Source organism: Flavobacterium gyeonganense, assembly GCF_029625295.1.
In the GTDB taxonomy this organism is placed as follows: Bacteria; Bacteroidota; Bacteroidia; order Flavobacteriales; family Flavobacteriaceae; genus Flavobacterium; species Flavobacterium gyeonganense.
This window is the reverse complement of sequence record NZ_CP121112.1, coordinates 121,962-146,341: the sequence shown is the minus strand read 5'-3', so window position 1 is coordinate 146,341 and position 24,380 is coordinate 121,962. Positions and strand designations below refer to the sequence as shown.

17 protein-coding genes and 2 pseudogenes are annotated in these 24,380 nt (G+C 35.1%); 12 read left to right on the top strand and 7 right to left on the bottom strand.

What is annotated here, in order from left to right:
* Positions 1-207: 207 nt before the first annotated feature.
* Together P5P89_RS00595 and P5P89_RS00590 are read left to right on the top strand one after the other, a co-directional pair.
* On the top strand, positions 208-981 hold the full coding sequence (locus P5P89_RS00595; RefSeq protein ID WP_278010277.1) for a TlpA family protein disulfide reductase: 774 nt from the start codon (positions 208-210) through the stop codon (positions 979-981).
* Between the two features lie 271 nt (positions 982-1,252).
* Positions 1,253-2,872, top strand: coding sequence for an ABC-F family ATP-binding cassette domain-containing protein (locus tag P5P89_RS00590; RefSeq protein WP_278010276.1), 1,620 nt, complete (start codon positions 1,253-1,255; stop codon positions 2,870-2,872).
* Between the two features lie 66 nt (positions 2,873-2,938).
* On the opposite strand, the gene P5P89_RS00585 is transcribed toward P5P89_RS00590, so the two are convergent.
* The 4 genes from P5P89_RS00585 to P5P89_RS00570 all read right to left on the bottom strand — a co-directional run bounded on the left by P5P89_RS00585 (position 2,939) and on the right by P5P89_RS00570 (position 5,127).
* On the bottom strand, positions 2,939-3,109 hold the full coding sequence (locus tag P5P89_RS00585; protein WP_167343461.1) for a hypothetical protein: 171 nt from the start codon (positions 3,107-3,109) through the stop codon (positions 2,939-2,941).
* A gap of 105 nt (positions 3,110-3,214) precedes the next feature.
* Positions 3,215-3,847: a class I SAM-dependent methyltransferase gene (locus P5P89_RS00580; RefSeq protein WP_278010275.1), complete on the bottom strand. Its 633-nt coding sequence runs from the start codon at positions 3,845-3,847 to the stop codon at positions 3,215-3,217.
* 446 nt (positions 3,848-4,293) lie between these two features.
* The gene (locus tag P5P89_RS00575; protein ID WP_278010274.1) at positions 4,294-4,689 is read right to left on the bottom strand and encodes a VOC family protein; all 396 of its coding nucleotides are present in this window, start codon (positions 4,687-4,689) and stop codon (positions 4,294-4,296) included.
* A gap of 51 nt (positions 4,690-4,740) precedes the next feature.
* Entirely contained in the window at positions 4,741-5,127 is a 387-nt protein-coding gene (locus tag P5P89_RS00570) for a helix-turn-helix domain-containing protein (protein ID WP_278010273.1), read from the bottom strand.
* Between the two features lie 382 nt (positions 5,128-5,509).
* Here P5P89_RS00570 and P5P89_RS00565 point away from each other — a divergent pair, with 382 nt between their 5' ends.
* The 8 genes and pseudogenes from P5P89_RS00565 (at position 5,510) to P5P89_RS00530 (ending at position 12,089) form a co-directional block, all read left to right on the top strand.
* Positions 5,510-6,706, top strand: a complete 1,197-nt coding sequence (locus P5P89_RS00565) for a DUF418 domain-containing protein (RefSeq protein ID WP_278010272.1) — start codon at positions 5,510-5,512, stop codon at positions 6,704-6,706.
* Positions 6,707-6,773: 67 nt separating this feature from the next.
* Entirely contained in the window at positions 6,774-7,313 is a 540-nt protein-coding gene (gene pyrR, locus P5P89_RS00560; protein ID WP_223680401.1) for a bifunctional pyr operon transcriptional regulator/uracil phosphoribosyltransferase PyrR, read from the top strand.
* A 30-nt stretch (positions 7,314-7,343) separates the two neighbouring features.
* Positions 7,344-7,985 carry a DUF6891 domain-containing protein gene (locus tag P5P89_RS00555; protein WP_278010271.1) on the top strand — a complete coding sequence of 214 codons (642 nt, stop codon included), beginning with the start codon at positions 7,344-7,346 and terminating at the stop codon, positions 7,983-7,985.
* 84 nt (positions 7,986-8,069) lie between these two features.
* Positions 8,070-8,996 (top strand): aspartate carbamoyltransferase catalytic subunit, encoded by a 927-nt coding sequence (locus P5P89_RS00550; protein WP_278010270.1) that lies wholly within the window; start codon positions 8,070-8,072, stop codon positions 8,994-8,996.
* A gap of 284 nt (positions 8,997-9,280) precedes the next feature.
* A pseudogene (locus P5P89_RS21570) lies at positions 9,281-9,612 on the top strand (ribonuclease Z).
* 131 nt (positions 9,613-9,743) lie between these two features.
* Positions 9,744-10,664, top strand: a complete 921-nt coding sequence (locus tag P5P89_RS00540) for a ribonuclease Z (RefSeq protein WP_278010268.1) — start codon at positions 9,744-9,746, stop codon at positions 10,662-10,664.
* A gap of 120 nt (positions 10,665-10,784) precedes the next feature.
* Positions 10,785-11,429, top strand: coding sequence for a pyridoxamine 5'-phosphate oxidase (gene pdxH, locus P5P89_RS00535; protein ID WP_278010267.1), 645 nt, complete (start codon positions 10,785-10,787; stop codon positions 11,427-11,429).
* A 162-nt stretch (positions 11,430-11,591) separates the two neighbouring features.
* Entirely contained in the window at positions 11,592-12,089 is a 498-nt protein-coding gene (locus P5P89_RS00530) for a CAP domain-containing protein (RefSeq protein WP_278010266.1), read from the top strand.
* A gap of 122 nt (positions 12,090-12,211) precedes the next feature.
* Here P5P89_RS00530 and P5P89_RS00525 read toward each other — a convergent pair whose 3' ends face one another.
* The 3 genes from P5P89_RS00525 to P5P89_RS00515 all read right to left on the bottom strand — a co-directional run bounded on the left by P5P89_RS00525 (position 12,212) and on the right by P5P89_RS00515 (position 21,229).
* On the bottom strand, positions 12,212-14,137 hold the full coding sequence (locus tag P5P89_RS00525; RefSeq protein ID WP_278010265.1) for an OmpA family protein: 1,926 nt from the start codon (positions 14,135-14,137) through the stop codon (positions 12,212-12,214).
* Between the two features lie 11 nt (positions 14,138-14,148).
* A complete protein-coding gene (locus P5P89_RS00520) occupies positions 14,149-15,066 on the bottom strand; it encodes a PorP/SprF family type IX secretion system membrane protein (RefSeq protein WP_278010264.1) in 918 nt (305 codons plus the stop codon).
* A gap of 145 nt (positions 15,067-15,211) precedes the next feature.
* Positions 15,212-21,229 carry an HYR-like domain-containing protein gene (locus tag P5P89_RS00515; RefSeq protein ID WP_278010263.1) on the bottom strand — a complete coding sequence of 2,006 codons (6,018 nt, stop codon included), beginning with the start codon at positions 21,227-21,229 and terminating at the stop codon, positions 15,212-15,214.
* 576 nt (positions 21,230-21,805) lie between these two features.
* Between P5P89_RS00515 and P5P89_RS00510 the strand changes: the two genes are divergently transcribed.
* Positions 21,806-22,291: a SixA phosphatase family protein gene (locus P5P89_RS00510; protein WP_278010262.1), complete on the top strand. Its 486-nt coding sequence runs from the start codon at positions 21,806-21,808 to the stop codon at positions 22,289-22,291.
* Between the two features lie 5 nt (positions 22,292-22,296).
* A pseudogene (gene ppk1 / locus P5P89_RS00505) lies at positions 22,297-24,374 on the top strand (polyphosphate kinase 1).
* Positions 24,375-24,380: the final 6 nt, after the last annotated feature.

Sequence of the window (24,380 nt, the reverse complement as noted above, 5' to 3'; positions counted from 1 at the left end):
TATCGCTCGTGTCCTGCTCTCCGCTTAATCTTTTGTGGCTCCCGATAGTTATCGGGACCGCCACAAAAGGATAACGCCTCGATCAGGGCTAGGGCTTTACGTTTTATAAGGAAGTTTGCCAAATCAATTTATCTCCAAAATCTGTAAAATCTGCGGGAAACATTAATTTTGCGTACTTTTGAGCCTAAAATTATTCGATTAAATTTCATGCAAAAACCAATCATCTTTATAGTAACATTTCTAATCTTTACTATTTCTTCAGCTCAAAGTAAACTGAGAAATCCTGAGGTTAATCCCATCCAAATTCAAAAGAATTTTACCGAATGGTCAGCATATCAAAGCAAAAACATCATGCTTTCCAGAGATTTCACCGCCTTTGATCATCTTTCAAAAGAAATCTCAAAAGAAACATTTTTAAATCAGTTAGTAAACGGAAATTTAATCCCAATCCGATTAAAATCAGCTGATTCGGTTTTCTATTATAAATTATTCAAAATTCTTCCAAAATCAGATACCAGTATAAAAGCCACAATCAATCAGCAGGCTTTTGATGCTTTGCACAATTTTAAAATGGAAGGAACCTCTTTTCCAAATTTTTCATTCAAAGATTTAGACGGAAATGTAGTTTCAAACGAATCTATGAAAGGAAAAATAATCGTAATCAAATGCTGGTACATTCACTGTGTAGCCTGTATAAAAGAATTTCCGCAGGTCAATGCCTTGGCTTCAAAGTACAAAGCCCGAAAAGATATTGTTTTTATAAGCCTTGCCGAAGATACGCCAGAGCAATTAAAAACGTTTTTAGCAAGAAAACCATTGTCGTATTCCGTGATTCCAAACATGAAAGAATACATGAATGAAACGCTTCAGTTGAATGCTTTTCCAACGCATTTTATCCTCAATAAAGAAGGTTTGATCAAAAAAGTAGTTTCGAATTTTGAAAGTTTGGAAGTCGCTCTAGAGAAAGAAAGCAAACTTTGAAGTTTTTTATCATATAAGTTATATAATGTAATTACTGTTTGAATAATTCTCGCAAATTCGCTAAGACGCAAAGTTTTTTCTATTTTAGGGAACATCTTTATAAATAGCTTTGCGCCTCTGTGACTTTGCAAGATTAAAACATAACATACAGTTTATATGAACTTATATAACTTATATGGTTCAAAAACACAAAAAAACTTAGCACCTTAGCATCTTTGTAACTTAGAACCTTTTTCCTTACTTTTGCACCAAATTAATAAAAAAGACATTCATGTTAACAGTCAATAATTTATCAGTACAATTTGGCAAACGAATTTTGTTTGACGAAGTAAATACAACTTTTACTCACGGAAACATTTACGGCGTTATTGGAGCCAATGGTGCTGGAAAATCTACTTTTCTAAAAATCATTTCGGGCGATATGGACCCAACTTCGGGACATATCCATTTAGAACCAGGAAAACGTATGTCGGTTTTAAACCAAAACCACAACATGTTCGATGAGCATACGGTTTTGGAAACAGTTTTGATGGGAAATAAAGTTTTGTATGCTGTTAAAAAGGAAATGGATGAACTTTATTTAGACTACAACGATAAAAACGCAGACAGAATAGGGGAGCTTCAGGTTCAGTTTGAGGAAATGAACGGATGGAATGCTGATTCTGATGCTGCTGCGATGTTGTCTAACCTAGGAATCAACGAAGATCAGCACTATACTTTGATGGCTGATATGGAAGGAAAAATGAAAGTACGTGTGCTTTTGGCGCAGGCGCTTTTCGGAAATCCGGATGTATTGATCATGGATGAGCCTACCAACGATTTGGATTTCGAGACAATTGCATGGTTAGAAAACTTCCTTGCAAATTATGAAAATACTGTGATCGTTGTATCTCACGACCGTCACTTTTTAGATGCGGTTTGTACTCATATTTCTGATATTGATTTCGGAAAAATCAATCACTACTCAGGAAACTATACATTTTGGTACGAATCCAGCCAGTTAGCGGCAAAACAGCGTGCACAGCAAAACAAAAAAGCGGAAGAAAAGAAACAGGAATTAGAAGAATTTATTCGTCGTTTTAGCGCGAACGTTGCAAAATCGAAACAGGCAACTTCTCGTAAAAAAATGATTTCTAAATTGAATATTTCAGAAATTAAACCTTCAAGCCGCCGTTACCCAGCAATTATCTTCGATCAGGATCGTGAAGCCGGAGATCAGATTTTGAATGTAGAAGGTTTATCTGCTTCAGTAGATGGGGAAGTTTTATTCAAAGATGTGGATTTGAATATGGCAAAGGGCGACAAAATCGTTCTTTTCTCTAAAGATTCACGTGCAACAACTGCTTTCTACGAAATCTTAAACAACGAACAAAAAGCAGATTCTGGAACTTTTGACTGGGGAATTACAACCAATCAGGCATATTTACCGGCAGAAAACCATAAATACTTCGAAAATGATTTAACTTTGGTAGACTGGTTACGTCAATATGCTAAAACAGAAGAAGAGCGTGATGAGGTATTTATTAGAGGTTTCTTAGGGAAAATGATTTTCTCCGGAGAAGAGGCTTTAAAAACATCCAGAGTTTTATCAGGAGGTGAAAAAGTGCGTTGTATGCTTTCCAGGATGATGATGGAGCGTGCTAACATTTTAATGCTTGATGAGCCGACAAACCACTTAGATCTGGAGTCTATCACAGCTTTCAACAACTCATTGAAAAACTTTAAAGGTTCTGTAATCTTCACTACACATGACCACGAGTTTGCACAGACTGTTGGTAACCGAATTGTAGAATTGACACCAAACGGAGTGATCGACCGTTATATGACATTTGACGAATATCTTGATGATGAAAAAATTCAGGAACAAAGAAAGAAGATGTATAATCTTTAATCTATAAATAACAAATACTAAAAATCCCAAATTCCAATTAAAAATGAATTTGGGATTTTTTATTTTTTACCTTTTGAAGACTTTGGCAAAGATCCAGATAATAATCGCAATTATAAAAATCACGATAAAGATTCCAACACCCATTCCGGCTTTAAAAATGTCTCCAACTAATTCGCAGCTTGTAAATGAAAATAGTATAAACAATACCATTAACAATCTTGTAATTTTATTTTGCATGATTCTGAGTTTTTAAGTTCAGAAATAAAATTACTTTAGCAACAAGGAAAATGTGTTATACAATTTTAGCGAAAAGTTTTATCATTTTGATTTTAACTTCAAATATTAGAAAGTTTTGTCTTTTGCAATTATGATGATGTGAATTTCAACATCTTCAGCTTTGGGATAATTTATTTCGAACAATTTTATAATTTCAAAATTATTTTCAAGAAGACTTGTTTTTAAATTTTCCAAAGAGTGATAATAAAAATAAGTACGATCTCCGGAACTTCCGGAAGTAAAGCCTGATTTAGAAGCATCGCCTTGTACAAAACTTAAGTACAAAATTCCATTTTCAGTAAGAATTTGTGCAGAATCATTAATAAGTTTCGAACAATCAGATTGGGATAAATAGGGCAGGCAAAAACCGGACATAATGGCGTCAAATTTTTCATTTAACTCATTCAGTTTTCGGGTGTCCATTATTTTAAAATCAGCTGTAGGATTATTTATCTTCGCTAAGTCGATCATTTTTGGTGCAATGTCAATACCTGTAATTTTTAATTCAGGCTTTTTAGATAACAAATATTTGGTAATGTTTCCCGGCCCGCAGCCAATTTCAAATACTTTCTGATTGTCTTTTAAAAAGCTGCAGAAGAAATCATAAGTTTCATCATAAATACTCAGATTCATAAACTTATCCTCGTAGAGTTTTGCGATTTTGTTCCAGGTTTCAAACGTTTCTTTGTATTTATCCATGTTTATTAGAGTAATTGTAACCTTTGAAAAGTGTGCTACTTTTCTCTTATCATTTTTATTTCCAGAAAAACAATTCCGGTGATCACGCCTATTTCTCCTAAAAAGTAAACAATACCAAATACAGAAATACTTTGGTAATAATAAAGTATAATTCCTAATGTAAGAAAGCAATAAAGAATATTAGCAGTACAGATTATTTTTAGAAACCATTTCAGGTTTTGTCTTACTAAAAAGAAGCAGCTGATCGAGAAAATAAAGAAAATCAAAGCAATTAATGAAAGGTATTCGAAAATATCTTTTGATAAGCCGAAAAAAGTGTTGAAGTTTCTAAGAAAAAAATAGAGCAAAATAGTAGTTAGCAAAGCACCAAAGCTGTCTAATAGAAATAGGCTTTTAGGGTTAGATATGAATTTTCTATTACTTTCTTTCATCGGGTTCATTGAGTTTTACAATATTTCAATAAGCTGAATATTATTTCCGCAAATATCATTTAATACTGCAATTTTAACTGTTCCCATTTCAGTTGGTTTCATGCTAAATTCTACACCAAGATTTACAAGTCTGTTGTATTCTTTTTCGATATCATCAACGTTGAATTGTGTGTATGGAATTCCCGCTTCAAAAAGGGCTTTTTGATAGATTTTAGCCGGTTCAAAATGATTTGGAGATGGTTCTAATAAAATCTCAGTTCCAAATTGTTCTTCTTTCGAAACTAGTGTTAACCATCGATTAGTTTCGCTCAATTGTACATCATGTTTTTTTATAAAACCTAGTTTTTCCGTATAAAATTGTAATGCAATTTCCTGATCCTGAACTGGAATCCCGATAACTTTTACTCTCATCTTTTATGTTTTTAAATTGATTGATGCAAAGTTTGTAAAATCAATTCCGATCTACTTTGCGAAAATTGCTCTTTTTTGAAATTCTACTGGCGCAATCCCAATTTTATTTTTAAATAAAGTACTAAAAGAACTAGGACTTTCAAATCCAATCGCAAAACAAGTTTCAGTTACTGGCATTCCATTTTGCAGGTATTCTTTAGATTTTTCTATTCTTCTGTCAATTAAATATTGTATCGGTGTCATGCCATAATATTTTTTAAATAAGCGCAATAAATGAAATTTCGATGTGAATTGAGCATCGGAAAGAACATCAAGATTAAGTTCTTGTTCGAAGTTAGTTTCAATAAATTTCTTAGTCCGTATTACGGTTTTGATCTGACTTTCGTTTTTATAACAGATTTTGCTGATGCGATGTATTTCTTGTTGGTAAAAATTCATTTTTATTCCTCAATAGTTCCAGTTTTCACATCACCTGCTGGTTTATAACTTCCATATTCAAAAACGCCAGAAGTATCTTCTTCAGTCCTTTCATTGTTTACATTAAACCACCGATGATAATCAATGGATATGGTGATTATGTTTTATGATGTTTGGTGTTTTTTGTTTTACTCAAATATAAAGAAAACTTATATAATAAAGGATATGCTTTTACAACAGGCAAAGTTTTTACAGGATTAGTTACAATTATAGCCTACTAAGCTATTTTTGTTGATTTGTTAAAATTGAATGTTTAATTAATATAAAATAAGCATCTGTTTGGTATTTGTTAGTCTTTTTAAAAAATAAAAGTATTTTTGGTAAAAAAAATATCGAAGAAATTATGCCAAACAGTACTTTAAGTATCAAAGCACCACGAATTGAAGTAGTGGATGCCTTAAGGGGATTTGCTATTATGTCTATTATGTTTTTGCATAATATTGAACATTTTGATTATTATTACTTACCCGAATATTTGCCGGAATGGATAAAATCCTTAGATAAAATAATTTGGGAAACATTGTTTTTTCTTTTTGGAGGAAAATCCTATGCTATTTTTGCCTTACTGTTTGGTTTTAGCTTTTATATTCAAAATGATAATCAGGAAAGAAAAGGTAAAGATTTTAGAATGAGATTTTTATGGAGATTATTACTCTTGTTAGGCTTTGGTATTTTTAATACTATTTTTTATGAAGGTGACATTTTGGTGATTTATGCTGTGTTGGGAATTGTTTTGATTCCGGTTTGTAAATGGAGTGATAAAGCTGTTTTTGTTACTGCTATTATTTTAATGTTGCAGCCTTTGGAGTGGATAAAGTGTTTTTATATGCTGTTGCATCCGGAATATATTCCGGGACCCAATATCTCAAATGCATATTTTAAATTGATGGGGGAATATTTAAAAAGCAATTCTTTTATGGATCACGCAATTGGGAATTTAAAATTTGGACGATGGGCATCAATTTTCTGGTGTTGGGAAAATGGCCGTTTTTTTCAGGCTCCCGCTTTATTTATGTTTGGAATGTTAATGGGACGCAGAAAATTGTTTATCGCATCTCAAGAAAGTAATTTGTTTTGGAAAAAAGTACTGCTTTTTTCTTTTCTTCTTTTTCTCCCTTTATACGGTTTCAAATTTTTTTCATCACAAATTATCGAGCACAAATCGATGCTTAAAACCCTTTCTGTAATTGTAAAGTCATGGTCTAATTTTGCTTTTATGATGTTTATGGTAGCTGTATTTGTACTATTATATCAAAAAGAGCGTGTGCAAAACATTCTTTCAGGACTAATTCCGTTTGGTAAAATGAGTCTGACCAATTACATAATGCAGTCTATAGTAGGCTCTTTTATTTACTATCGATACGGATTGGGACTTGTAGAATATACCGGAGCGACTTATAGTTTATTAATTGGTATTGTTTTGTTTCTATTACAATTATGGTTCTGTAAGTGGTGGCTTAATAAAAATAAACAAGGACCGCTAGAATACATCTGGCACAAGGCTACATGGGTTTCTTTGAAAAAAAATAATAATTTTTAAGAAGTATTAATGAATAAATCCTAAATCGGAATTTGTATATTTGCCCGACCAATCATTACAATTAATTATGAGCCAGAAAGTATTACTTAATTCAAAAGAAGTTACTATCATACTCCATCGTTTGGCTTGTCAGTTAATCGAAAAACACCTTGATTTTTCAGATACAATTTTAATCGGGATTCAGCCCAGAGGGGTCTTTCTGGCGGAGCGTTTGAAACAAATTTTAGAGAACGAATACAAAACACCTGAAATTTCGCTGGGTTATCTGGATATCACTTTCTTTAGAGATGATTTCCGCAGAACCGATAAACCGCTTGAAGCCAATAAAACCCAGATTAATTTTATAGTCGAAAACAAAAAAGTCATTTTTATCGATGACGTTTTGTTTACCGGACGCAGTATTCGTTCTGCCTTAACCGCAATTCAGTCTTTCGGAAGACCTTCAGAAATCGAATTACTGGTGTTAATCGACAGACGTTTTAGTCGTAATTTGCCTATTCAGCCCGATTATCGTGGCCGTCAGGTAGATGCGATTAATGGCGAAAAAGTAAAAGTGAGCTGGAAAGAAAATGACGGCGAAGATGTGGTGCATTTGGTTACCAATTAAAAGAAATCGTTAAAAATTGAAAACACAGTCATGACAGAAAACGAAGCGTTCATTTATGAATCAATTTTTAATCAGGTAAGAATGGGATTTCTTTCTATTGATGAAATCAAAGAGAACATTATAGAAGAAATTGAAGATAACGAATTTGATGACGAAATTTCAGAAGCATGGGCTTTTGAAATAATCGACGAAGAATACAAAAAACTGCTGGAAGAAAGCAAGCACTGGAAAACGCCAACAGATACTGAAAAGCTGATAAAAGCGTTTGATGAATTGGCAGACGAAAACATCATTGCGCTTCACAATGCCGGATATACCACAAGTGACGGCGAATACGAAGTAGTTGAGGTAGAAAGAGAACTTCAGGAAAATGAAGTAGAATCTGATGGGTATTGCTTTTATCACGAACAGGATTTAGCAAGAGCGGTTTCTATTGAAGATCCCAGTTTATATATCGCTTTTCAAAAAGTAGATAATTCAGATGAAGCAACTACTATCGCTGTAGGAAAGAAAGTTGCGGAAGTGCTAAGAAACAACGGTTTTGAAGTCAACTGGAATGAATCGGCAAGGACAAAAATTGAAATTCCGGGTTTCAGATGGCAGAATGTTTTTGATGAAGAGGCGAGAGATTTACAGGATTACAGTGAAGTTGTAGACCGAATGATCCAATAAATAGAGTAGCTGCTCTTTAAAGAAGTATTGTATGCCGGACATTTCGTCATTCAGAATTTGACAAATAATATTAAAGAAACAAAAATGAAAGAATTAAGCGTAAATCATTTATTAGGAATTAAATATATCAATGAAAATGATATAAACCTGATTTTTGAAACGGCAGATCATTTTAAAGAAGTGATTAACCGGCCAATTAAAAAAGTTCCTTCATTACGAGATATTACCATTGCCAATATTTTTTTCGAAAACAGTACCAGAACCAAACTTTCCTTTGAATTAGCACAGAAACGTTTATCTGCAGATGTGATTAGTTTTTCAGCAGCCCAATCTTCGGTTAAAAAAGGAGAAACCCTTATTGATACTGTAAACAATATCCTTTCAATGAAAGTAGATATGGTTGTCATGCGCCACTCCAATCCCGGAGCGGCTTATTTTTTATCCAAAAATGTCAAAGCCAGTGTCGTAAACGCAGGCGATGGTGCTCACGAACATCCAACTCAGGCATTATTAGACAGTTATTCAATCAGAGAAAAACTGGGTGATGTTGCCGGAAAAAAAGTGGTGATTGTGGGTGATATTCTGCATTCAAGAGTAGCTTTGTCTAATATTTATGCTTTGCAGATGCAGGGCGCTGAAGTTAAAGTCTGTGGACCAAAAACGCTGATTCCGAGATATATTGAATCGCTAGGTGTTACCGTTGAACCAAATTTGAGAAAAGCTTTAGAATGGTGCGACGTAGCCAATATGCTTCGTGTACAAAATGAACGTATGGATGTAAACTTCTTCCCGTCAACTCGTGAATACGCACAGCAATACGGAGTTGACAAACCGCTTTTGGATTCGCTTGGAAAAGAAATCGTAATCATGCACCCGGGACCCATCAACAGGGGAGTAGAAATCACTTCTGAGGTGGCTGATTCAGATCATTCTGTAATCTTAAATCAGGTAGAAAATGGTGTAGCGATTAGAATGGCGGTTATTTATCTTTTGGCTTCTAAGATTCAATAGATTTAGTTTTGTTTCAAGTTTAATGTTTCAAGTCGCGTAACGTTTGTCATTTCGAGCGAAGGGAGAAATCACACTACAAAACTCCGCAATATATGAGCCAATGTTTGCCGACTTATGAGTGTGATTTATCCCAAAAGGTCGAAATGACAAAACTTTTTCTAACAAATATTCAAGACAAGCAAAACCTGAAACTTGAAACCTGAAACTTGAAACAACAAATAAAAAAACTTCGTAACTTTGCGTTCAGAAATATCAATTTTTATATAAGCCCCACAAATTATAAAATGAAAGTAGATCAGAAAGGACATACCGTTACTATTAAAGATACTCAGGGAGATTTTAAATCTTTTTTGGATAAAGTGACGCAGCAGTTTAAGACCTTTGAAAAACAAAATATTATTATCGATTTAACTTCGGATTCCAATTTATCTGAAAGTGATCTGAAACTTTTTTTACCACTTTCCAAACAGCAAAAAAAGCAAAGAAATCATTTGTAATTGTAGCTTCGGAGCTTGATTTCAATGCTATTTCTGATAAATTAACCGTTGTGCCTTCTCTTTTAGAAGCTCATGATATTATCGAAATGGAAGAAATCGAAAGGGACTTAGGCTTCTAAAAACTCACCTTTTGTATTTATTCGTTTAAATAAATTAATCGATTAAATTTATTTGGCTGTTTAATCGATTTTTTATCTATTTTTAGTCCTTGGCGATTAAAAGATTTACCTAAAAACGAATAAATATAAAATTGAAGTTAACTATACTAGGCTGCTATGCAGCTACTCCCAGGACAATTACAAACCCTACCTCTCAGGTTTTAGAAATTAAAAACAGGTTGTTTTTAATTGACTGTGGCGAAGGAACGCAGGTTCAGCTTCGGAAAAATAAGATTAAATTCTCAAAAATTAATCACATTTTTATTTCCCATCTTCACGGAGACCATCTTTACGGATTGATTGGAACTGTTTCGACTTTTTCCCTTTTGGGAAGAACTAGCGATTTACATATTTATGGTCCAAAGGGAATTAAAGAACTTATTCTTCTTCAATTGAAATTGACGGAATCATGGACCACTTACAGTTTGTTTTTCCATGAATTAGAATCAAAAGAAAGTGAAGTTATTTTTGAAGATAAGAAAGTTATAGTGAAGACAATTCCGTTAAAGCATCGCGTTTACACTAATGGTTATCTCTTTACAGAAAAACCGGATGAAAGAAAGTTAAATATTGAAGCGGTTCAGCGTTATAATATTCATGTTGCTTATTATCAAAAAATAAAAAACGGAGGAGATATTACGCTTGATGACGGAACTATAATCGAAAACGAAAAACTGACTTTTGATCCAATTCAGCCAAAAAGTTATGCTTTCTGTTCTGATACTGTTTATAATGAAGCTATTATCCAGATTATAGAAAATGTAGACATTTTATATCATGAATCTACATTTTTGGAATCTGAAGCTCCTTTGGCACAAAAAACATTGCATTCAACGGCGAAAGAAGCCGCAACGATTGCTTTAAAAGCGAATGCAAAGCAATTGATCCTGGGGCATTATTCAACAAGATACGAATCAATTCAACGTTTTAAAGAAGAAGCTGAAACAATTTTTCCAAATGTACTTTTAGCAGATGACGGAGTTTCGTTTGAGTTTAATGATGTAAAAAAGTAAAAAGTAAAAAGTAAAAAGTAAAGAGTAAAGACTGAAGAGTGAAAAGTAATATTTTTTTAGTTTTACTGTTATTATTTTGCATTTCACATTTTACAATTAACTTGTAACAAAAAATAAAAAATGAACGATTTAAGCAATTATAGGCGATCTTACGAAAAAAGTGAATTACTGGAAGATTCTATTCCTGAAGATCCAATTAACCTTTTTAACCGGTGGTTTCATGAAGTAGAAGATTTTGGCGGAAGCGGAGAAGTAAATGCGATGACTGTTTCTACCATTGGATTAGATGGGTTTCCAAAATCGAGAGTGGTTTTATTAAAGAAATTTTCTGAAGAAGGATTTATTTTTTATACCAATTATAATTCGGAAAAAGGAAAAGCGATTGCAGCAAATCCGCATGTATGTCTGTCTTTTTTCTGGCAGGAAATGGAACGTCAGGTCATTATAAAAGGAATTGCCCAAAAAACTTCTGAAATTATCTCAGACAATTATTTCGATTCTCGTCCTGACGGAAGTAAATTGGGAGCTGTTGTTTCGAATCAAAGCGAGGTGATTCCGTCAAGATCTTTTTTAGAAGAAAATTTAAAAAAACTGGAAACTACTTTTGAAGGAAAATCAATATCACGACCCGAGCACTGGGGAGGTTATATTGTTACTCCATTAGAAGTTGAATTTTGGCAGGGCAGAGCTAATAGACTGCATGACAGAATTTGTTATAAAAGTCAGCCAGATTTTACTTGGAGTATTCAGCGATTATCACCTTAATTGTAAGTATTATATTATAAATAAAAAATAGTAGTGCATTTCATCGATTAAATTTGTCATTTAAACGATAATTTTGTTTTTTTGAAGTGTAAATTAATAACGTTTCCAAATATTAAAACGAATTGTCCCAAATTCTGCTTTATATTTTAACCTAATTATTTTATGAAGAAATTGCTTCAGACAATCTTGCTTTTGGCTGTTGTCTATATTTTTGGTTCTTGTTCATCAGAGTCAGTTGAAAGCACTAACACTGCTAAGTCTGAACTTGTAACAGAATATAACTATAATGCTTCTGAATTAGAGGTATTGCAGTTAATAAATAAGTATCGTGTAAGTATAGGATTGAATAGTTTAATAACAGTCAATCACATCTCTTTCAAATCTGAAGAACACGATAATTATATGATTGCAAATAAAGCTATAAATCATAATGATTTTGTAGCCCGGTCTGAGAATATTATCGCTGTTCTGGGTGCTAAAAAAGTTGGAGAAAATATTGCATATAACTATCAAACCGCTGAAGGTGTTTTAAAAGCATGGTTAGATAGTCCATCACATAAACAAAATATCGAAGGAGATTATACTCACTTTGGTATTGCTGTTAAAATTGATGCAGAAACTGGTAAAAAGTATTATACCAATATTTTTGCAAAAATTTAAAAAAGAGAGTTAGTATTCAGGTTTAGTTATTAAGTCGTTGTAAAGTGATGTTTGCAACGACTTATTTTTAAGAAGCTACCCCGAAGGGTAGCTGAGGTGAATTGGTTTTTGGTATTTTAGTTTTATAAAGCGGTTATAATAAATTCGCTTCGTCTGTTTTCCTGATGTTTTTCTTCGCTGCATTTTACACCATCTGAGCATTCGTTTACAAGTTGTGTCTCGCCGTAGCCCTTGCCTGTTAAACGGTTTTTGTCAACACCATTTGTAATTAGCCATTCGATGGTTGATTTTGCTCTTCGGTCTGACAAAGATTCATTGTATTTATGGCTTGCCCTGCTATCTGTATGAGAACGGATATCCAGTTTCATTTTAGGATTTTGATTGAGTACATCTAATATTTTTTCTAAATCCAAAGCAGCTTCTTCTCTGATGTTGGATTTGTCCAGGTCAAAATAAATCATTTTGATACCGAAACATTTTCCTAAATCATCCCCAATAGTAACTTTGCATTTAGCACTTTCTAAAGCTATTGGAAGATTTGTTCTGCCGGTTTTATCAGGAATTTCAATGCTTACTTCTTTGGTGTTATATTCTGGTTTTTCTGCCCTCACATAATACGTTTCTTTACATTCAACTTTAAAATTATAATTTCCGGTATCATCAGCATATATCGTGCTTTTTAGATTCAAATCCCGGTCATATAAACTGACTTTTGCCCCAGGTAAAATCATTCCGGTAGCCTGATCAGTAATCAGGCCATATAATTCCTGACTGCATTTTAATCTTCGTGTTTCCAGAAATTTATAAATGTCATCTGAGCCCTTACCACCATCTTTATTGGAACTAAAATAGCCTTGTCTTGTGGCTGTATCAATTATATAGGCAAAATCATCTTTAGGCGAATTGACATCAGCTCCTACATTTTGGATATCACTGATACCCCCGTCGGGATCAATCTGGCCTACAAAAACATCCAGTCCTCCAAGTCCGGGATGACCGTCTGAAGCAAAATAAATTTCATTTTCATTACTGACATACGGAAATGTTTCCCTGCCTTCTGTATTGATTGATGCTCCTAAATTTTGAGGTTTACCGTATTCACCTTTTTCATTGATACTGACTTTAAACAGATCAGACTGACCAATACTTCCGGGCATATCAGAAGCAAAATATAAAGTTTTTTCATCAGGACTAAGTGCAGGATGAGCAGTACTGTAATTGTTGCTGCTGAAGGGAAGCTCTCTAATATTAGTCCATTTGCCATTTTCAAGAGTTGCTTTGTAAATTTTGATAAAAGTAATTTTGTCTTCATTTTTTCCTTTTTTTCCATCTAAATAATTATTACGTGTAAAATAGATCGTTTTTCCGTCTTTGGTAAGTACAGGAGAAGATTCGTGGAATTTAGTATTTAGTGCAGTTCTAAACTTTTTTACTTTTGCAGAATCTACATTTGTAACATATAAATTAGTAAAATATTCACCTGTCCATTTGTGTTTACGCTGCGAAAAATTACCGGTGTCACGAGCCGAAGCAAAATAAATTTTATTGTTGGCTACAAAAGTACTGTAGTCAGAATATTGTGAATTGATTCCGGCATCTTCAATAGTATAGCGTCCTGAATTGGCTTTGATCTTATCAAGGTAATTTACATTTTCTTTGTAAAGTTTGCCCCGATTGTCATTTGGATATTTTGAGTTAAATTCGTTAAGAATTTTATTAGCCTGATCCGCTTGTCCTGTTGATTTTAGAGATTGGGCATATCTGTAATAAAATTCAGGTTCAGGATTTATATTTATCGCAAATAACTCTCCATACCATTTTGCAGCTCCTTCAAAATCAGAATTGAAGTAATAAGAATTCCCTAGTTTCTTAAACATATCTTCGGACTTGTATCCTTTCCGGGCTAGTCTCTCATAGGTTTTTATGGCGTCGATGTAGGCATAGCCATCGTATTTTTTTTCAGCAGCATTTACTTTCGATTGTTGGGCATAACATCTGAATGAAAAAACACTTACTATTGTGAAGCAAAGTAGTATAAACTTTTTCATGATAACTATTTTTAGAAGAAACGAGGAGTTGTTATTTTACCATTTTTAGTAAAGAATTCATAGCGCAGGAATATTTCATGCGACCCAGAATTATAATTGTTTAAATTCGTGGTTTCACGATCGTAACCATATCCGAGATAAAGACCTTCAGAAATCTGAAATCCAACCATAGCGCTTAATGAAGCACTCCAACGGTAAGCAACACCCACTACAAATTTGTCAATAAACATAAAATTGGCTGATACATCTACTTGTAGTGGGGCTCCTTCTACCATTTTGGTTAATAAGGCTGGTTTAAATCTTATATACTGGTATTTATCAAGGTCAAAAACATATCCGGCCATAAAGTAATAATTGATCTTATCTCTATAAATAACAATATCATTATCATTGAAACGATTTGTTTCGATAAAATTAGGTACGGATAAACCCAGATAAGCTTTATCCGAATGCCAGTAAACTCCGGTACCTATGTTAGGAGAGAGTTTATTGTTAAAATCCTGAAATTGGGGATCTCCAGCAACATCCGGATTCAGTTTATTAACATCTAGATTGAACATGTTTGCTGTTCCTTTAATACCAAAAGACAATTTAAAATCAGCCGATGTCTGTACGGTATAAGAAATATCAACAGAAAAGTTGGTTTCATTTGTAGGGCCAATTTTGTCATTGACCAAAGACCCGCCTATACCTAAATTACTGTTGTTTATTGGTGTGTTGACTGATAAACAGCCTGTTTTCGGAGCACCATCGAGTCCAACCCACTGCGTGCGGTATAAGCCGAAAACACTTAAAGCTCCACGTGAACCTGCATAGGCAGGGTTGATGTTTATGGTGTTGTACATGTATTGCGTAAATTGAGCATCTTGCTGTGCAAAACTTACCATGGATACGAACATAAAAGCGAAGGAAAATAATTTTGTTCTCATAGTAGCTATTTTTTTTGCAATTATTACTAATGATTTTTATCAATAAAATCCTTAACAATAAGCCCTGATATTCACTTACTCAAACAAGGATTTTTATTATTTTATAATTCGGTGTAAACTCCTTACACCGAATTACAAATAGTGTTTATTTAGACAAATAAAGAAAACCGTCTTTTCTATTAGACTGCAGTACATTATTACCGTCTAATGACTTGTAATTAATGATATAAAAGTATGTTCCTGTAGGTAGTCCTTCAGATTGCTTGATGGTTGTTCTGCCTCTGGAAGTTCCGTCAAAAGCGTTGGTGGTATTGTTATAATTTGTAGTTTCAAATACCAGTATTCCCCAGCGATTATAAATTTCTACAGTGTTTTCAGGATAGCATGTAGTCTGATCAATATTGTCAATTTTGAAAAAATCATTGATACCGTCACCATTAGGAGAGAAAGCATTATGAACTAATACATTCTCGCATGCTAGTACTCTGCAGTCATCATTTACGAGTAAATTTAATGAGACACTTCTTGGACAATCTTCGTTAGTGGTCTTATATTCAAAAGTATAACTGCCTAATGTAAGACCAAAAACAGTAAGTATATTTCCCTGTAATGCATTAGTACCGCTTTTATCTGTCCAGATTCCTGTTCTGGAAATGCCTTCAGGCAATAAATTGGAAAGGTTTAGTGGTGATGAATCAGCATTACAGGCATCACTGTTAAGGTTGACAATAACATTTTCAGGTTGTGTGATGGTCACAGTAGCTGTTGCTGAACAAATCTGGTTGTTATTGTTCACCGATGATGTTGCTGTGAGTGTGTAGACTCCGGCGCGTAAATTAGTATTACCTACCACTTCATTGTTTTGATTTCTTATGACAACTACAGAACCTGGGCTGCTAGTCACTAAAATAGAGCCATTACTGCCTTCAAAGCAGGTAACATTTGAAGCTGTCCCCGTTACTGAAATTTTATTTTCGACAGTAAAGGTTTGTACCAGTTCAGTTTTGTTGCCTGCACAATCTGTTAAGGCATAGGTTCTGGTTAAGATATAAGCATTTCCATCACAGCCGCTTCCTCCATTATTCGAATCAGTTATCGAGATGTTTACGCTTTCGCTGCAATTATCTGCTGCATCTGTTATATCTTGTGGGCTTCCGGCGGGTATGTTGGCAATACTTTGTAAACCAGCTACACTTGCAGGTGCGGTTCCTGTAGGTGCAGTTGTATCTCTTACAGTTATAATTTGAAAATGTGAAGCAGTATTTCCGCTGCAGTCACTTGTTGACCATATACGTGTTAACGTGTAGTTGCTTGGGCATTCATTTTGAATATTACTTTTTGTTTCAGAAAAGACAACTGGTAAATTACTACTACAATTATCTGAGACTTGTAATGTTGCTGGTTCAGGGACTGCATCGCAGGAAACTGTAATATCTGTAGGAAGATTTCCTGTAAACATTGGCACCATTGTATCTTCCAGAGTAATCACTTGCGTGAAAGTCTCAGAAGTATTGCCGCAATCGTCTTTCACGGTCCAGGTGTTGGTATAGGTTCCTGCATTTGTGCATCCTTCAGCAGCGATGAACTGACCGCTAACTTTTACGATATTGGACACATCGGCATCACAAAGGTCAGAAGCTACAGGGAACATTGCCTGCGCGTTTGCCAAACCTGAAAGATCACTGCACTGAAGGGTTATATTCAAAGAAGCTGTTTCAGTTGTCCAGGTTGGCGCAGTGGTGTCTTCGATTGTTATTATTTGAGTGAAAGTCTCGGAAGTATTGCCGCAATCGTCTTTTACAGTCCATGTATTGGTATAGGTTCCTGCATTTGCGCATCCTTCAGCAGCGATGAACTGACCGCTAACTTTTACGATATTGGACACATCGGCATCACAAAGGTCAGAAGCTACAGGGAACATTGCCTGCGCGTTTGCTAAACCTGAAAGATCGCTGCATTGTAAAGTCACATTTAAAGAAGCTGTTTCAGTTGACCAGGTTGGCGCAGTGGTGTCTTCGATGGTTATCACTTGCGTGAAAGTCTCAGAAGTATTGCCGCAATCGTCTTTCACGGTCCAGGTGTTGGTATAGGTTCCTGCATTTGCGCATCCTTCAGCAGCGATGAACTGACCGCTAACTTTTACGATATTGGACACATCGGCATCACAAAGGTCAGAAGCTACAGGGAACATTGCCTGCGCGTTTGCCAAACCTGAAAGATCACTGCACTGAAGGGTTATATTCAAAGAAGCTGTTTCAGTTGTCCAGGTTGGCGCAGTGGTGTCTTCGATGGTTATCACTTGCGTGAAAGTCTCGGAAGTATTGCCGCAATCGTCTTTCACGGTCCAGGTGTTGGTATAGGTTCCTGCATTTGCGCATCCTTCAGCAGCGATGAACTGACCGCTAACTTTTACGATATTGGACACATCGGCATCACAAAGGTCAGAAGCTACAGGGAACATTGCCTGCGCGTTTGCTAAACCTGAAAGATCGCTGCATTGTAAAGTCACATTTAAAGAAGCTGTTTCAGTTGACCAGGTTGGCGCAGTGGTGTCTTCGATGGTTATCACTTGCGTGAAAGTCTCAGAAGTATTGCCGCAATCGTCTTTTACAGTCCATGTATTGGTATAGGTTCCTGCATTTGCGCATCCTTCAGCAGCGATGAACTGACCGCTAACTTTTACGATATTGGACACATCGGCATCACAAAGATCAGAAGCTACAGGGAACATTGCCTGCGCGTTTGCCAAACCTGAAAGATCACTGCACTGAAGGGTTATATTCAAAGAAGCTGTTTCAGTTGTCCAGGTTGGCGCAGTGGTGTCTTCGATTGTTATTATTTGAGTGAAAGTCTCAGAAGTATTGCCGCAATCGTCTTTTACGGTCCAGGTGTTGGTATAGGTTCCTGCATTTGCGCATCCTTCAGCAGCGATGAACTGACCGCTAACTTTTACGATATTGGACACATCGGCATCACAAAGGTCAGAAGCTACAGGAAACATTGCCTGCGCGTTTGCCAAACCTGAAAGATCACTGCACTGAAGGGTTATATTCAAAGAAGCTGTTTCAGTTGTCCAGGTTGGCGCAGTGGTGTCTTCGATTGTTATTATTTGAGTGAAAGTCTCGGAAGTATTGCCGCAATCGTCTTTTACAGTCCATGTATTGGTATAGGTTCCTGCATTTGCGCATCCTTCAGCAGCGATGAACTGACCGCTAACTTTTACGATATTGGACACATCGGCATCACAAAGATCAGAAGCTACAGGGAACATTGCCTGCGCGTTTGCTAAACCTGAAAGATCGCTGCATTGTAAAGTCACATTTAAAGAAGCTGTTTCAGTTGTCCAGGTTGGCGCAGTGGTGTCTTCGATGGTTATCACTTGCGTGAAAGTCTCAGAAGTATTGCCGCAATCGTCTTTCACGGTCCAGGTGTTGGTATAGGTTCCTGCATTTGCGCATCCTTCAGCAGCGATGAACTGACCGCTAACTTTTACGATATTGGACACATCGGCATCACAAAGGTCAGAAGCTACAGGGAACATTGCCTGCGCGTTTGCTAAACCTGAAAGATCACTGCACTGAAGTGTCATATTCAAAGAATTGATTTCTGTTGTCCAGGTTGGCGCAGTGGTGTCTTCGATGGTAATCACTTGAATAAAACTATCCGTAACATTTCCACAATCATCTTTTGCAATCCAGCTATTGGTATAAGTTCCTGCATTGGCACAGCTTTGAGAAGCTGTGAATTCGCCACTGGTTTTAATATAAGTAACTATAGTACAATTTGCAGTTGCAGCTGGAGCCTGATTTTGAGCGGCTAGTAATCCAGAGGCGTCGCTACATTGTAAAGTAACATTTAAAGTACCTGCTTGTGTAATCCATGTTGGTGCTGCATTATCTTCGATGGTTATTACTTGTGTAAAAATAGTAGAAGTATTTTGGCAAATATCTTTTGCTTCCCAGGTATTGGTATAAGTTCCTGTACTTCCACAGTTTCCTTTTTGTAATTCTCCGCTTGTTTTGGTATAGGTTATGGTTCCTCCACAATTATCAGTAGCTACGGGAGTCTGAGCCTGAGCTGTTGCCAAGGCAGAAAGATTACTACATTCAAGAGTCACATTCAAAGCATTAGCAGCAGTTGTCCATATTGGAGCTGTGGTATCCTGAATAGTGATTACCTGAGTGAAAGTTGTTGATGAGTTGTTACAAACATCTTTGGCAACCCATGTATTCGTGTAAGTTCCGGAGTTGGTACAAGAACCTGCCATAAAGCTTCCACTTGTTTTGGTATAGGTTATGGTTCCTCCACAATTATCAGTTGCTACGGGAGCCGGAGCCTGAGCTGTTGCCAAGGCAGAAAGATCACTACATTCAAGAGTTACATTTAAAGCATTAGCAGCAGTTGTCCAAATTGGAGCTGTGGTATCCTGAATGGTGATTACCTGAGTGAAAGTTGTTGATGAGTTGTTACAAACATCTTTGGCAACCCATGTATTCGTGTAAGTTCCGGAGTTGGTACAAGAACCTGCTGTAAAGCTTCCGCTTGTTTTGGTATAGGTTATGGTTCCTCCACAATTATCAGTAGCTACGGGAGCCTGAGCCTGAGCTGTTGCCAAGGCAGAAAGATCACTACATTCAAGAGTTACATTCAAAGCATTAGCAGCAGTTGTCCACATTGGAGCTGTGGTATCCTGAATGGTGATTACCTGAGTGAAAGTTGTCGATGAATTGTTACAAACATCTTTGGCAACCCATGTATTCGTGTAAGTTCCGGAGTTGGTACAAGAACCTACTGTAAAGCTTCCGCTTGTTTTGGTATAGGTTATGGTTCCTCCACAATTATCAGTAGCTACGGGAGCCTGAGCCTGAGCTGTTGCCAAGGCAGAAAGATCACTGCATTGTAAAGTCACATTTAAGGCATTTGTATTAGTTGTCCAGATTGGAGCCGTTGTGTCGTTAACAGTAACTATTTTTTCACAAGTAGAACTGCATCCGTTTAAAGTAGTAGTTAATAATAATTTAAACGTTGTATTGCAAGTGGAACCAGCTAAAACAGTTACGTCTTGTGCATTTGAAGCAGATGTGATTGTAGCACCATTTGCAGTTGCTGAAGGCAAAGACCACGCATAAGTAGTCATATTGGCTGGAGCCGTATAAACATTAGAAGAAGACAAACATACAGGACCGGAAGTACCAGCAATAGAACAACCAGTAGGAGTATTTACCGTTACAGTTGCTTCACTTGTAGCAATAGCATTTCCAGAGCATAAACCTGAATTAGAAAATATTGCTCTGAATTTTGTAGTTTCTGTTAAATTAGCTGTATTATAAGCTGTTAAACCTGCAGTATTAGGAATATCTACCCAAACTGAAAATGGAGCAACAGATGATTGCCACTTACTTACAGTAGAATTAGCATTGAGACCGGTTATTGTTAAAGCGATGCTAGCCCCTGAACAAATAGTCGCGTTTGGTCCAACTGTTCCTTTTAGTGGAATTCCAAAAGTAAGCGGGGTATTAATACATTGACTTGAATTAGGTGAGTTCCCACTAACAGATGCTAATTTTGTAATATTGATTATACCAGGGTTATTTGGATCACAAATATTAATTCCTAAACTTCCAAAAGGAATATTAAACTCTAAAAAGGTAGCACCAGAATTACAATTTGCGTTACCAGACTGCGCAGCAAGGCCTGGAGGGATAACGTTAGTTTGAGTTTTAACATTTCCATTTCCGGTATATAAAGTAAAACCATTTCCGTTAGAATTAATCTCTAAGATATATTCAGCACCACCTACACTGATGGTACCTCCAAATGAGTCTGATGTTAATCCGGTTAAAGGATCATTATTGGTATCTAAGTACAATCTAAAAAGAGCTGAACCACCATTACCAATGTCCATTCCTAATCTTAATACTTGATTTTGAGTGTCAACTTTAGCGTGAATCGTTCCAATTTGACACGTTGAAGAAGGATTGGCTAATAATAGCTTGCTGTAAACAGTGCCATTTGCATATTCATCACCAACTGTATTGGGGCCCGGGCAATAATCTCCATCAAATGTATTTTGAGAATAGCCTTTTGTAATAAATATTAGCATGAACGTTATGAAAACGTTTCTAATATTTTTGAATGTAAAAAAATAAGTAATGATTTCCATAATCTCTAATTTTATTAAGTTAGGATTAAAATGTTTTTGGACTTCTTGCCTTTTAATGAATTTTTTGGGTTATTCAGTTAAAGTGCGTTTTAGATTTAATAAAGGCGGAAAAGTGGTATTATGATAATCTCAAAATTTTAACATTAAATCTATGAATCAAAGTTATATACATTGGTTAAATTATGTTTTCTTTATCTGTGACTAACCTGAAAAAACGTTTAAGTGCATATTTTTTGTTAAATATGTATTCTAAAATTTCTTTTTTTAATAGAATTATAACAAGTTAAAAAGTGATTTTTTTAGTTTTTTTAATGGTTTTAAAAATTATTTATTTGTATAATTTATTATATATCAATTTTTTATGATGTTTTTTTGTTTTTTTAGAAATATCAATTAAGTGATTGTTTTAAGAGATCAACAGCGCTTTTTTAATAAACAATTTATCCCGCATTTTGTTTGGGCTAATAATTATTCTTAAATGTTAACAGAATAAAAAAATCATAGGCTATTAAAATATCTTTTGTAAATTAGGAATTGAATTATTCCTGGTATCTATACTTAAAAATATCCTTGTTTATGAAAAATTTAATTTTAATAAGACATGCAAAATCCAGTTGGGAAGCTCCTCTGAAAGATTTTGACAGACCTTTAATGAAAAGAGGTATTTTAGATGCCCACAGCGTTTCAGGTGTCATTGCGGAATTTCTCCCTAAAACCTATACAATCTGGAGCAGTACTGCAGCCAGAGCTTCAGAAACGGCCATAATTTTTGCCCAAAATTTATCCTACCCATTAGAAAGTATTTTATTCAAAGACGAATTGTATACTTTTGATGAAAGACATCTTGAAAAAGTTATCAAATCATGTGATAATAGTTTAGAAAGCGTTATTCTTTTTGGACATAACGAGGCTATTACAAATTTTGTTAATAAATTTGGGGATGTTTTTATAGAAAATGTTCCAACTTCAGGTTTCGTATCACTGCAATTCGATTCAGAAAGCTGGGATACGATTGATAAAGGCAAAACCCATAAAACTATTTTCCCCAAAGATTTAAAATAAATAACGTGCACGAACAGAAATATATCGACAGAGAAAAAAGCTGGTTAGCGTTTAATGCAAGAGTACTTCAGGAAGCCGGTGATAATACGGTTCCGCTTTTAGACAGACTGCGTTTTGTTGGAATTTTTTCAAACAACTTAGATGAATTTTTAGAGTTCGATATGCTGCAATACGGAGACTGAGCCTTTCAGGTATTTCAGGCGAAAAATATTTAGGCGGTATTTCTGCACATCAGTTAATTAAAGATATTACAGAAATTGTTATTCAGCAGCAATCTGAAAGTTTGCGTATTTTAGGGAATATAGAAGCCGAACTTGAAACTGAAAATATTTTTATTATAACGGAAGATCAGATCAGCCCAAAACAGGAAGCTTTCTTAAAGGACTTTTACATGCAAAAGTTAAGTCCGGAACTGGTAACGATTATTTTGAATGACCTAGCCGTTTTTCCGGTTCTCAAAGATACTTTGGGTTATCTGGCTGTGCGTTTAGAACTGGCAAATGATGAGATTCGGTATGCTTTAATTGAAATTCCTAAAAACATAAACAGGTTTGTTGTTCTTCCTTCAGAAGACGAAAAACAATATGTGATTCTAATCGATGATGTTATTCGCTATAAACTAAAAAGCATCTTCAATATATTTGATTTTAAAAGTGTTTCGGCACACATGATCAAAATTACACGTGATGCTCAATTAGATATTGACAGCGATTTGAGTAAAAGTATGCTTGAAAAAATTGCTTCATCTGTAAAAGACCGCCGAATAGGGGAACCGGTTCGTTTTATCTACGACAGCCAGATTGAAGATGATACGCTGCATTTCTTTTTAGAGAAAATGAAAATCGTAGAAACAGATAGTATTATTCCGGGCGGAAGATACCATAACCGCCGTGATTATATGAGTTTTCCAAATTTAGGGCGTTACGATTTACTCTATAAACCAAATGAGCCTTTGCCGGTTCCGGGTTTGAGTCTCGACGGAAGTATTTTAGAAAAAATAAATAAAAAAGACTATTTGGTTCATGCTCCATACCAGTCTTTTTCCTACCTGACTAAGTTTTTGCGAGAGGCAGCTTTAGATCCAAAAGTAACGAGTATTAAAATTACTTTATATCGTCTGGCCAAGAACTCACAAATTATTAGTTCTCTGATTAATGCTGCCAAAAATGGTAAAAGGGTAGTGGTTCAAATAGAACTTCAGGCACGTTTTGATGAAGCTTCAAATATTTCGTATGCAGAACAAATGCAGACTGAAGGGATTGAACTTATTTTTGGAATGAAAGGCTTAAAAGTCCATAGTAAAATATGTGTTATTGAAAGAGTAGAAAACGAAAAAACACGTCGTTACGGATTTATTTCTACCGGAAATTTTAATGAATCTACAGCCAAAATTTATACTGACGTAACGCTTTTTACCTGTCATCAGGGAATTTTAAAAGATGTTTCTAAAATTTTCGAATTCTTCGATATCAATTACAGAATACACAGATACAAACATCTCATTGTATCTCCTCATTATACGAGAAGCAAATTTATTAAACTCATAGACCGTGAAATTTTGCATGCCCTGGCAGGTAGAAAAACTCACATTAAGTTAAAAATGAATAGTTTGTCTGATTTTAAAATGATTGATAAGTTATATGAAGCAAGTAATGCAGGAGTTAAGATTCAATTGCAGGTAAGAGGAATTTGTTGTCTGATTCCTGGAATTCCGGGCATGAGCGAAAATATTGAAGCAATCAGTATCGTTGATAATTATCTGGAACATTCAAGAGTATATATTTTTGGAAATGCGGGCTTAACCGAAGTATACATTTCTTCTGCTGATTTTATGACCAGAAATCTTGATGGAAGAGTAGAAGTTACTTGTCCAATTTATGATTTATCCATCAAAAAGGAATTAATAGATAATTTTAATATTGCATGGAAAGGGAATGTAAAAGTGAGATATCATTCTTATAAATTAGACAACAAATACAAAGCCCGAAATCATCATGCTCCTTTCAGAGCACAATTGGAAACCTATAAATATTATCAGAATAAAATCGAAATAGCTGAAACAGCTGTCCAAAAAACAAATTAATAATTA